At 35.5% G+C, this 12,699-nt stretch carries 7 protein-coding genes; 3 read left to right on the forward strand and 4 right to left on the reverse strand.

Annotated features, from left to right (window positions below; translation table 11 throughout):
* Positions 1–93 precede the first annotated feature (93 nt).
* Both D2K62_RS07860 and D2K62_RS07865 read right to left on the reverse strand, forming a co-directional pair.
* Positions 94–6,045, reverse strand: coding sequence for a lamin tail domain-containing protein (locus D2K62_RS07860; protein WP_117161212.1), 5,952 nt, complete (start codon positions 6,043–6,045; stop codon positions 94–96).
* A 430-nt stretch (positions 6,046–6,475) separates the two neighbouring features.
* The gene (locus D2K62_RS07865; RefSeq protein ID WP_112182027.1) at positions 6,476–7,039 is read right to left on the reverse strand and encodes a hypothetical protein; all 564 of its coding nucleotides are present in this window, start codon (positions 7,037–7,039) and stop codon (positions 6,476–6,478) included.
* A 433-nt stretch (positions 7,040–7,472) separates the two neighbouring features.
* On the opposite strand from D2K62_RS07865, the gene D2K62_RS07870 reads away from it, so the two are divergent.
* Positions 7,473–9,347, forward strand: coding sequence for a sensor domain-containing diguanylate cyclase (locus D2K62_RS07870; RefSeq protein WP_117161213.1), 1,875 nt, complete (start codon positions 7,473–7,475; stop codon positions 9,345–9,347).
* A gap of 108 nt (positions 9,348–9,455) precedes the next feature.
* On the opposite strand, the gene D2K62_RS07875 is transcribed toward D2K62_RS07870, so the two are convergent.
* A complete protein-coding gene (locus D2K62_RS07875; protein ID WP_112182029.1) occupies positions 9,456–10,691 on the reverse strand; it encodes a dicarboxylate/amino acid:cation symporter in 1,236 nt (411 codons plus the stop codon).
* Between the two features lie 274 nt (positions 10,692–10,965).
* Here D2K62_RS07875 and D2K62_RS19285 point away from each other — a divergent pair, with 274 nt between their 5' ends.
* Complete coding sequence (locus tag D2K62_RS19285) at positions 10,966–11,094, forward strand: hypothetical protein (RefSeq protein WP_255421362.1); 129 nt, start codon at positions 10,966–10,968, stop codon at positions 11,092–11,094.
* Positions 11,095–11,132: 38 nt separating this feature from the next.
* Here the strand turns inward: D2K62_RS19285 and D2K62_RS07880 are convergent, their stop codons facing one another.
* Entirely contained in the window at positions 11,133–11,921 is a 789-nt protein-coding gene (locus D2K62_RS07880; RefSeq protein WP_112182030.1) for an SDR family oxidoreductase, read from the reverse strand.
* A 376-nt stretch (positions 11,922–12,297) separates the two neighbouring features.
* On the opposite strand from D2K62_RS07880, the gene D2K62_RS07885 reads away from it, so the two are divergent.
* On the forward strand, positions 12,298–12,681 hold the full coding sequence (locus D2K62_RS07885) for a hypothetical protein (protein WP_112182031.1): 384 nt from the start codon (positions 12,298–12,300) through the stop codon (positions 12,679–12,681).
* Positions 12,682–12,699: the final 18 nt, after the last annotated feature.

Here is a 12,699-nt window from a genome sequence, read left to right on the forward strand (position 1 = left end):
CTTCTTGTTTTACTAATTAATTATTAGTACAGAAATTATAAAACAAAACACCTTCGCTTTTCACTCAACGAAGGCGTTTTTAAGTTATTATTCTTAGATAATCATCTGTTTTCTTCTGTATCTGTAATAGACTAGTAATACTAGACCCATGATGATGCTTAGGAAACCAATTAATAGCCAATCAAACATATTTGTCGACGTGTTTGCAAGTCCACTTGTTCCTCCGTCATCACTATCGCTTGTTTCAACATACAGAGGATTTGACTGTTCATTTTTTATTTCATTTAACGTATTTTCATTCGAAACAGGTTCAATTATTATATCTTCGCCATCATTCTCAACCGTTTCACCTGGAACTTCTGGAGGAGTAGGTTGATCATTTTCATCTACAGGAGAAGTAGGTGTTGGTGATTCATTCTCTTGATCCTCGTTATCTTCTTCAACAGGAACTTCAATCGGAATATCGTCCCCTTTTATAAAGGACCAGATATCTGATGTCGTTTTACCTGTGAATTGATCGGTGACTACTGCGTACCATGAATAGGTTTTATCTTCTTCTAGTCCCTTCCAAGTTACTTCCGCTATTTCACCACTTGAGACGTCCTTAACCAAACCAATCTCTGTATCACTATATACATTAACAGCAAAATAATCTGTAGCAACACGCTTATCTGTGGCTGCTAAGTCTAGCTCCAATACGAACTCATCTTTCCCTGGATAGGCATCTGTATCATAATAATTATAATCATCAAGGTAAGGCGAATAGGTATTAACCATGATTCGATTATTATCCGTATCGAAATGAAGTAATCGCATGTAGCCTTGTCCACCTTCTGGACCTCCTTGATAATCAGCCAACATCTGATAGACATTACGATCTGTATTTCCGTCTCCATCATCATCAATTTCGTCTACTAATAATTGGCTCTCATGATAATGACCAGAAAGAACCGCAAATACATTTTCATTCGGTAAAACAACTTCTTCGTATAACTTCTCACCAAGCGGGTGACGTGTACCAGTTGCCTGCATATATTCATGAAAATTGAGTATCGCCTTTCTATCTGGATATGCAGCAAGTACGTCATTCATCCATTTAATCCCTTCATCTTCTACTCCCCAACCAAGGTAAACCATAATGTAATCATTTCCATCTACAGAAATGAGATCAAAATGACCACGATTATTCTGATATGATCCACCATAATAAGATCTATCTTCAAATCTATCGGCTCCGAAGTACTTATAATATGCTGTATAATCATTTGTTTTTTGCGAGACATCATGATTTCCTGCCAGCACACCATATGGAATGTTTGCCTCATCTAATGTACGCATCGAATTGTCTGCATTTTCCCATTGAACTTCCTTATCAGATTCATCAACAAGGTCACCCGTATGAAACACATATTTAATATTCATTTCCTCTTGTTTTTCTGCAATCCATTGTGTTTGTCTATCATAAATATATGGATAACTTTCTGAATAGTACTGTGTATCTGACATCCAAACAAATGTATAATCATATTCCTCAGGAGTCTCTGGGATTTCATCTTGAACGATGACATTAATTTTACTATCTTTTACAAAATCGCTTACAATAACTGAGCCTTTTAGTTCAAAATCATTTTCTCCTGCTACTTCAGAATCAACGATATTCCACTGACTCAACGAATGGTTCCATGCATACATCGTTACTTTTCTTCCTGACAAAGAGTTACCATTCCAAACAAACTCAACAATATCGTTTTCATCCACTTTACTATCTACCGTGACATCAAAACGATGATACGGAAATTGCGTGGTTGAATCTGTTATCATGTATTCCTGATCCTGTTTAGAAGTCAAAGAAATATCCGCTTCACTAAATTCTGCTTCACCTTCTGGAACTGGTGTATTTGGCGGTTCCACATCTGATGCACCACTAAATGATTTTACCTGATTCAAATCACTCGGCTCATATTGGTATCCTTGATAAAAAGCTACGTCCATATCGTCACCTTCCGGATCAGTAACGCGCACTTTTAAAACAGGATCACCAGTAACAGAATCATTTAATTCATCTGAATTACTACCAGGTTTCTTTGGATTTTCATCTACTACTGAAAAATCAACCTCTAATATAGCTGTATTACCAACATGATCTTCTACCTCTATTTTTAATTGATGGCTACCAGCAGGCAACATACCCGATGATGTCTGGTAAGGTAGCTCAATTTTCTTATTATCTAACGATACTTCACTGTTCTTTACCCCTGCAATTTCATCTAAAATTGTCGCATCAATTTCAAATGCGCCTTTATATTCTTTTCCTTCTTCTATTGTTGTTGTAATCGTTGGTGCGGTATTATCGACAAGTACAGTCGTTTGGAGCTCTTCATCACTATCTGCCACAGTAATCAGATGTTCACCGTCAGAAATAGTTGTTGTATCCCAAAGATAAGATTGTGATGAAGCTAATTCATCCTTAACTGTAAAAATAAAGTCTTCTGAAATCCGGTCGGTACCATCGTCACCCATATCATATACCTGATTTGGATCTCCATGTGTTGGATCAATTAAAATTGTTCCATCCGCTAATACGAGACGGACATTTCTAAGATTATAATCATCCCGATTTTCACCAGGATCACCCTCCCATGGCGTTGCTTTATTTCCTGCACGTATCGTTATCGTGTTCTCTCCAATTTGAAGTTGATCTGCTTCAATTGGCACAGTAATCGTTTCCCATTGTGCCATCCAGTCATCAAATATATGAATAATCTCATCACCAATTGTGACACCATTTTGGAAATACGTATTAATTCCACTAACCTCGTATGCAAAATAGGCTTTATGTTCAATTGTATTATACAGACTCGTTATTTGCTTTACACCATCAATAGACAAGGTAATGTCATTCGGGAGGTCATCCTTAGAGGTACCTTTGATCACTTTTTCACCGTTTACTATTTCTCCCTCGCTTACGTTTAGACGTAAACTTGAATCATTTAAATCATTTGTCACTTTAACTTGATAGCTGTCACTTGTAACTTGATTGACCCCATCTGATGCAACAAAATAATATTCGACGTATTCCTTCCCAATTATTTCTGGTGAATATATCCGATAGTGATAGAGCATATCATCGTAATCCTCTGTTAATAGTGCCGTTTGAAAAGTCTCTTGTTCATTCGTTCTATAATATACTTGAACTGTCTTAACTTCCAGTTCATCCTGTACGTCTGCCAAAATGTCTATATTATCTGTTTGTAACACATCATTTTCATCCGTAAGGTTTTCAATCGTTGGTGCATGCTCATCAGTTGGCATTGTAATTTGCTGTTTTGGTACTTGGAATGCTTCAACATTTCCAGGAGTTGCAGATATCAATCCAGCACTAATCTTGTCCATGACGTTCGATCCATCTACAGGAAATTTATAAACAATACCTTTATCAGCTTGTGTATCATCGATTGTTTCTACATCATTATAATAAGCGATCGAAATTTCTTGTCCTGTATTAGTTGCGATTAGTAAACCGCGCATACTTCCATTTGCCATACCAGCACTATATATTTTAACAATATCTTCATTTTCCACTAAACTCGTATTATAATTCGAATTAAAATCCGCCACAGTTTGTGCATCATTCTGGCCATTAACTATCCAAAAAACAAGTGTTTCTTTTGATGGGATAACAACATCATCTGGAATGGACGGCCACGTAATATCACTTTCTGGATCAGAACCATAACGATATTGCAATTTATAATCTTTAAAGTTAATTGCTTGATCTGTGTTATTGTAAATTTCGATAAACTCATAACCATCTGCAGTTCCGACATTTGTACTATCAGGAACTACTTCTGTAACAAGCAATCCAGGCACCTTGCTAAAATCCACATCCTCTTTACGAACCGTTATCTTATATTCGTCTGATTTACTTATATTTGTTCCATCTGTTGATTCGAGATAATATGTTATATCCGATTCAACATATACACCGGGGATACTTACTGCATAATTACTAGGATTCTCCGGGTCTGGACTCATTGCAAATGAAGTAAACTGCTCGTCATCTTCACCTTTAACATATAAAGTCGCTACCGGAATAGCTTTATCATCTGTAATAATTGCCTCTAATTCAATCGAGGTAAAGGCATCAACTTCTGTCACCGGTGTGTGTGACATTTGTGGAGCTTCGGTGTCTTTTTCTATTTCAGGAATTAATACCGTGCTTATCGGTACTTGTTCAGATTCAATAATACCTGGTGTGGGATCAGCCATAGTTCTATATTTAACCATATTCGATCCCTCTCGCGGATACTGGTACGCGATAACAGCTCCAGTATTATCATTGTCAATTCCAAGATAATCAGCATACGTAACCTGTTCTCCTTGATTATCTTTTATTAAAAGCGCGCGATTCCCACCATTAGCAAAGCCTGGGAATGCAGTATCGGTAACTTCAATTACCTGTTTAACTGTTAAGTCGCGATCGAAATTTTGATTGAAGTCACTTAGCTCCTTTCCACTATTGTTATACCAAAAAACAAGTGTCTGTTCAGATTCAATTGTAGTTGCTGGAATCTGAAATGGAACATCTACTCCTGAATCAGTATACCGATAGACAAACGTATAATTAGTTAATGAGAGTGACTGATTCGTATTATTGTATAGTTCAAAATACTCGTAATTGTCTGTTCCACCACCTTTTGAATTAGGTGCAAGTTCTGTAATTAATAAATGAGGATAACGATTGAAATCTTCGTCTACTTCTTCTTCCATTTTGATTGAAATTTCTATCCGTTTGTCTATTGAAGTTGGATAGGAGACACGATGATTAGAATCTGTAGCCGAAATATAATAGGTTAGTGTTTCAGCTCGTAATTCATCACTAGGAATGACAGCTTGATAGGTATTACTTTCTATATTGGTCATTTCTATCATCTGATAACTATCTTGCTTATTCGTTTGATAGTAAAGTTTTGCAGAAATATCAGCTTGATCATCTACTATACTCGCTTCGATCTTCATGTCTTTTCCTGCTTCAATTTCCTTTATTTCCTCATGATTAATGGTAGGTGCTGTATGATCCGATAGAATCACTTTTTGATCTGGCACTTGTTCATTAATCAGTGAACCAGGATTCGGATCACTAAGTGTTTGGTACTTTACCATTTCATTTCCAGTTGTCGGATACTGATAGTCTACAACTTTCCCACTAGCAATATCTTCAGATAAATAATTCGCAGAAATAATAACCTCGTTGCTCGTGTTCTTGACAACTAGCGCACGGTTTCCACTATTGCTGAAACCTGTTCCAGTATATTCGACAACATCTTCTTGAGATAAGGTCGTCTCGTAATGGGCATTAAAATCAGCTAACTCGCTGCCTGCAGCATTTCGCCAAAATACAAGTGTCTGGCCGGAATCAATTGTTGCCTCAGAGAAATCTATTTGAACATCCTCCTTCCCACTACCGTCTGTATAACGAATAGCAAGGTTATGATGGTCAAGAATGATCGATTGATTTGAATTATTATATAGCTCAAAATACTCGAAATCATCTGTTCCATTGTTATTTGGCATAACCTCTGTTAGAAGTAGTTGCGGTAGTGTATTAAAGTCAATTTCTTCTTCACTTTTTGGATTATCTATTGATTCTTGTTTATCTGTTTCTTCCTCATCTGTAGATGTATCTTCTTCATTAATTGTTGGTACTTCCTCTGGTGATTCTACGACTGGCTCAGAGATGCCTTCTTCCTCTTGGGATGGTGATGGTTCGCCTTCCTGTTCAGCATCACTGTTCGGCTGATCACCCTGCTCAGGTTCTTCAACAACAGTCTCACTATCTTGTTCCGTTTTGTCTAGTTCTTGATCCGTGTCTGTGGAGGAATCTTCTTCTACTATTTCTACTTCAGAGTCTTCCGTCATATTATTAGACTCTACAGCTAGCACCCTATTAGTAGGGAAAACCATTGCAAAATCCATAAATATTACAGAAAAAATTAAGAGAGATGCCAAAACTTTTGTTACATTCTTTCTAGTTTCTTTTCTCATAGTGAACCTCCTCATAATCTCATTATGATAAGTATAAAGTTCAACCATTAACTAGATATGAATTTTTTGTTAATATATCAAATTATTTACTATTCAGTAAAGTACATGAAAAGGCGTAATAGGGAAGCTATATTAGAGATTAGAGAAAAAATACGCTTAACGTTGGAAATAAAAAAGCAGGAGTTCTTTGACTAAACCTATAGAAAAAAAACGCATTCTCTTGTATAGAGAAGCGCCTGATTTTGAAAAATAAAGTTATAGTTCACTATGTTCTCATTAAATACATTTATTAAAAATGGATTATTGAATGTTTAAATTGTTTCTTTTCTGTAAACGTCTAGAGTCTTATTGGATCATAGTCTCTCTAAATAGTATATATTAATGCAAAAAAGTATAATCGCTCGTTATATTTAAAAACTAGATACTATTATTAAAATCCCTCATAATAATCTTCCGTTTCCTGATCATATTCTACTGTTTCATCACTGTCCATAGGTACATTCGAAGTCGGCAGTTCTTCGCTATCACTAAGTTCCATTCCTGTTTCGTCTACCTCTGGTTTCTCTGTTACGATAAGACCAATTAAGACCCCATAATGTTCTCCAATATACCATGTCGGATCATCTTTCATTTGATAGAGTTGCAATTCATAACCAAAATCCCCTGTAGCACCGCCCTCTTCATCGGTAGCAGTTGCTTTAACATTCCCAGAGACCCACAACTTCCTCATTTCTCCCACAGGTTTGTCATAATCAGCTATATTATCAACGATTTCATCGGAAGTAATGTAATTTTCCGTGATCTCCCACTCTTTTAATCCAACTTGCTTTGACATCTCCTGCTCTACCAGATTCATAGCAATTTTCAGTGGATCCGTTTCATTACCTATAGGTTCACTATTCTGTTCACTTACTTCACTTTCCTCTACTTCTACACTTAATTGGCTTTCTGCTACAGTTACTGCTGCTTCACTTACTGCACTTTCCTCTTTCACTTCTTTTTCAACTTGAGAATCTTCTTGCTCTATATTCCACAGGCTCCTAATATAAAAATAGTAGTTAACAGAGTAAAGCTAAATAATCTTTTCATCATAATACTCCTCGTATTTAGTACTATAACTTTACCACATTATAGTACTTATGTAGCATTATATTATTCTGATTAAAATATCCCTATACTTCTCCCTTGAAATTTTGAATGAACCGAATCCCCTCTTATTATTACTGTATGCCTAACCCCCTTTCCATCCATGCAAAAAAATCCAATTGGGTCACCGTTATATAGCCACACTATTAGCCGTTTTTTATTATTAATAACATTAAAGATCAGACAGTGACAGCACCTTGGTTCCATGATATTCTTACAATGCGGATTTCTTATACATATAATTTAAAGTTAATCAGATTTTGGCTAGAGAGGGATAAATAATGAAACTGAGACGATCGATCTTACCCATACTGTTTTTCATTATACTGACGCTACAAGGATGCTCGAATCAACTAGCTGAGTCTGAATACTTAGCTAATAATGGCCAATTGGATCTATCTAAATGGCATGATACGAATTCTCTAATTCAATTAGATGGCGAATGGGATCTTTATTGGAACCAATTACTTGAACCAGTTGATTTCATAAATGATCCATCTATACAACCAACCGGTACAATATCTTTACCAAGTAACTGGCATACCACTTCTGTAAACGGGTCGTCACTCCCTAGAGAAGGTTTCGCTACTTTCCAAGTAAGCGTTACCAACGTGAAAGACGAGGTGTTAGGTTTAATGCTTCCCATTATGTATTCAAACTATATTATATGGATCGATGATAAACCTCTTGCGAAAAGCGGACAAGTTGGCACAAACAAGGATACAAGTGTTGCACAGAAAAATACCCAAGTTGTTTATTTTGCGCCTGAAGATAATAAATTCACTATCACAATGCAAATATCTAACTACGACAATGCCGCAGGTGGCATGTGGGAATCTATTAAACTAGGCGGATTTGAAGCCATCCATCAAAGTAATTCCAAAAAAAATTTTGTACAATCTATCTTACTTGGAGTTTTAATTTTATCCGGTATTTATCATATTAGTTTAGGTTTATTCAGGAAAACTGAATCATATTTCTTATACTTTGGATTATTTTGTTTAGTTGCTGGATTTCGTTATTTGCTGGTTGGTGAAGTTTTTATAACAAAAATGTTCCCTATGTTTGATTGGGATATTCTTATGAAACTAGAATACATAAGTCTATATAGTCATGTCCCCTTATTTGGAATGGTAATATATCGCCTATATCCAAAAGAGAGTAATAGATTATTCACTCTAATAACTATCATCGTCGCCAGTATATACGCGTTATTAACCATTTTTACTAATGCAAAATTCTATTATCATTTTTTAACCTATTTTCAAATATTTATAATTATAGGTGTACTCTATGTGTTGTTTGTCGCTGCCAAATCTCTTAGAAATAAAAGAAATGAAGCTGTATATCTACTTGTCGGAATCATTCTTTTAATGGCTTCCGTTCTCTTTGATACATTTGGTTTTATTCTTGCCTATCCTGAGTTAAATTTCTATCCTATTGGAATTGCACTCTTTATTATTTCTTTCTCAATAGTTCTATCCAAAAGACTCTCAAGTTCACTTGAACTCTCAGTTAATCTGACTAAGGATCTATCAAAATTAAATAATGAACTAGAAGCTAAAGTCGACCAGCGTACTAAACAAATTCAATTGGCTAATGTTAAATTAGAAGAACTTAACGACAAACTTAAAAAGATGGCACTAATTGATGGTCTAACAGGTATACCCAACCGGAGACGTTTTGATGCATATTATAAAGAAGAATATGAAATATGCGTGCGTGAAGATAAATTCCTGTCTCTATTATTTTTAGACATCGATTACTTTAAAGACTATAACGATTATTATGGACATCAATTGGGAGATGAGTGTCTTAAAAAAATAGCTACTGAATTAAATAGTTGTATAACAGGCTTATCAGAAGGAATAGTTGCGCGATATGGTGGCGAAGAATTTGTCTGTGTATTACCTAATTCCAATGAAATTAAAGCAAAAAAAATTGCGCAGGAACTTAAAGAACGAGTAGAAAAAATACAAATATCTCATGTGAAATCCCCAGTTTCCAAGTATGTAACATTAAGTATTGGGTTAATTACTGTCCGTCCTAACAGCATGATAAACAAAAATAATATATTAAAACAAGCGGATCAAGCCTTATACCAGGCAAAGACATCTGGAAGAAATAAAATCTCCATTTTTCCGAATCTGCAATAACATGTATCATTGAGAGAGAAGCACATAAACCACTAAAAACCTGTACGCAACATATTGAAATGTTACGTACAGGTTTATTATTTCTAAAAGTAATTTATTAGGTTTTCACTATGAATTTTCGGATAAATTAGGTTCACTATCATATTTCTTTTCCGTTTCGGCTACGATGACAGCACATGCTGCGTCACCTGTAATGTTAAGTGAAGTACGAGCCATATCAAGTAAACGATCGATACCGATAATTAATGCTATTCCTTCAACAGGTAGGGATACTTGTTCTAGTACCATCGCTAACATGATGAGACCTACACCTGGAACTCCAGCTGTCCCAACACTAGCAAGTACAGCTGTTAGAACGACCATAATCAATTGTGCAAACGATAGTTCTGTTCCATAAACTTGAGCAATAAATATCGTTGCCACACCTTGCATAATAGCTGTGCCATCCATATTAATCGTAGCCCCTAATGATTGAACAAAGCTACTGATTGGTTTAGGTACACCTAATTTTTCCTGCGCAGTTTTCATTGAAATTGGTAGTGTTGAACTACTACTTGATGTACTAAATGCTACAGTCATAGCTGGGAAGAAATTCCTGAAAAATAAAATTGGATTCATCTTTCCAAGCAACATAATTGCTGAACCATACGTTACAATTCCATGAATTAATAAGGCAATTAAAACAACACTCATATAAGAGAACATGGCATCCAGCCCATCTAATCCCATTCTACCAACTGCTGATGCTAATAAACCAAATGCACCATATGGCGCAAATTTCATAATAATATTTACAAGAAACATCATAATATCGTTTCCTTGTTCTACTAATTTATAAATACCTTCTGATTTCTTACCGAGCACCGCTAAAGCAAAGCCTACAAAAACAGCAAACGTAATAATCTGTAACATATTTCCTTCTACCATTGATTGAATTGGATTAGTAGGGATAATACTTGTAAACGTTTCTACTACAGATGGCGCTTCAGTAGACTCATATTCAGCACCTGATGTATCGATTCCTGTATTTCCTGGTTTAAATAAGTAAGCTAACCCTATTGCGATTGAAATGGCAACAGTTGTTGTCGCTAAGAAAAAGCCCAGTGTTTTAGCACCAATTCGTCCTAACTTTTTTGGGTCACCTAAGGAAGCAGTTCCTAATGTGATCGAGAAGAAAACAATTGGAACAACTAGCATCTTAATTAAATTAAGAAAAACAGTACCCAGAGGACTAAATAGATAACTATCCAGCGTAGTAAATAAATCAGGGGCTGTAAAATGTAGTAGTATGCCAATCCCTAAACCAAGTATAAGACCAATAAATATTTTTTTCGTTAAACTCATCTTGCTAACCCCCTATATGATTAATTCTATTATTTAAGACTACTTATACTAATCGTCGACTCATTTTTAAAAGAATATAAAATACGCGACCTTATAATTGAAATATAAAATCAATCATTTGTCAATTTCAGACTATTAAAGATTAAATTGAAATAACTTAACTACTAGTGCAAAATAACACGAAAAGAGAAGAATGTTTTATTTAGTAAACGCTTACAATATGGTGTATAATAAAGTTATAGAAAATATTACCTTAATACAGGAGGGATCGACCATGATCATATTTGTTCTAGGCGCTTTACTTGTTGGTATCATAGGTGTATTTATAATGAGCTTGATGGTAGTTGCTAAAAGAGCTGATGAAATAAGTGAAGAAAGAAGACATATTATCCAGCATCCCTAAAACTCCGGGATGCTTTTTCTTTGAATCAACGTACTAGTTCATAACAAGGATTCTGCCCCATCAATATATACCTCTGTACCTGAAATATGACTTGCGGAATCTGACGCTAAGAAACAAACCAAATCCGCCACTTGAGCAGGAGCACCAGCTTTGTGTTCTAATGGCTGACTTCCATTTGGGTAATTAACCGGTATTTGAACTTTTTTGAGATTATCCTGCTCAGCAAACGTATTCTTTCCTATATTCGTTTCTATCGCACCTGGACAAATAATATTAACTCTAATCCTATAAGTAGCAAGCTCTAAAGCTGCCATCTTACCAAATGCAACCTGTCCTGCTTTACTGGAACTATAAGCTGACATCCCGATCCCAGAAAATGTTCTATTGCCATTAATAGAACTCGTGATAATAATACTACCACCCTTTTCTTTCATATGTGGAATAGCATACTTCACTGTGAGAAATGTACTTTTCAAATTTGTCGTCAGTGTTTGGTCCCATTCCTCAGGCATTATATCTTCAATAGGTGCAACCTTCCCATTTATTCCTGCATTAGCAAAAACTATATCGAGTCTTCCCCACTTACGCACAATTTCCTCGATACTACTTTTCACTCGCTCTGGGTCTGAAATATCTGTATCCGTTATGATTGCTTCTCCACCCGTAGCCTCAATTTCACTTTTGACCGCTTCTGCATTTTTTTCCTTTAAATCAACTAGGCCAATTTTTGCGCCTTCTTTGGCAAGTCGAATAGCAGCTGCTTTACCAATTCCAGAGCTAGCACCAGTAATGAACGCTACTTTTCCAGCTAATAATTTTTCTGTCATGATATAATACCTCTTTTTTTAGTTATTGTTTACAACAGATGTCTAACTATGTATATTCCTTAGACTAAAATCATGTATATTCGGCGAGACTAACAGTAAGAATACGTAAAGGAGAAGATTACATTGAAAGAAAATGATTTCCTCAAGGGACTAAGATGGGGGTTACTACTTTGTTTACCATTTTGGGGAATCGTTATTTTTTTAATACTAGCCATGCGTTAATTATTTCCTGTCCTATCCTTTTACTTGGAACTGAGTAAGAATAACTCCCTTTTTTCTAACATAAGGTGATATAATTGGATCAAGCCTTCTCATCTCTACTAGTAAGACTAAAGCAGTCATGTACTACTAATCCAGAAAGCGAGGAGAGTTTATGATGTCAGTGAAAAACAATGTAATTGATTTCAGCGACTATAAACGAAAAAGAAATGGATTAGATAGACCTATTTTTGATGAACCGACAAAGATTCACGTCGGAGATCCGAGTAATCCAGATACGTCCGCTACCTACATGGTAGTATGTAATTTTGTTCGGCATGATCGTCAATTTTTAGCACTAGAGTGTGAGAATAAATTAGAAAAACAGTGTGTTATTGTAGAAGGTATCTTAGAAAATGGCTCTTTGTCAAAAGTAATCCCTATTACAGAAGCGGAATACCCTGAAATGGAAGCACTATTCAAAAAGATTTTCTTGAAAATTAACAAAGAAACAGGTCAAAACAATAAACCTGCTTTACGATTAGCTACAAAAAGATTCTAATAAAAGAGAGAAGCAGGA

The sequence above is a fragment of the Paraliobacillus sp. X-1268 genome (genome assembly GCF_003426095.1).
Lineage (GTDB): Bacteria > Bacillota > Bacilli > Bacillales > Amphibacillaceae > Paraliobacillus_A > Paraliobacillus_A zengyii.

Coding starts and splice junctions, on each gene's coding strand:
- D2K62_RS19285 (WP_255421362.1), top strand. CDS start 10,966: ATGATCATATTTGTTCTAGGCGCTTTACTTGTTGGTATCATAGGTGTA.
- D2K62_RS07885 (WP_112182031.1), top strand. CDS start 12,298: ATGTCAGTGAAAAACAATGTAATTGATTTCAGCGACTATAAACGAAAA.
- D2K62_RS07875 (WP_112182029.1), bottom strand. CDS start 10,691: ATGAGTTTAACGAAAAAAATATTTATTGGTCTTATACTTGGTTTAGGG.
- D2K62_RS07870 (WP_117161213.1), top strand. CDS start 7,473: ATGAAACTGAGACGATCGATCTTACCCATACTGTTTTTCATTATACTG.
- D2K62_RS07860 (WP_117161212.1), bottom strand. CDS start 6,045: ATGAGAAAAGAAACTAGAAAGAATGTAACAAAAGTTTTGGCATCTCTC.
- D2K62_RS07880 (WP_112182030.1), bottom strand. CDS start 11,921: ATGACAGAAAAATTATTAGCTGGAAAAGTAGCGTTCATTACTGGTGCT.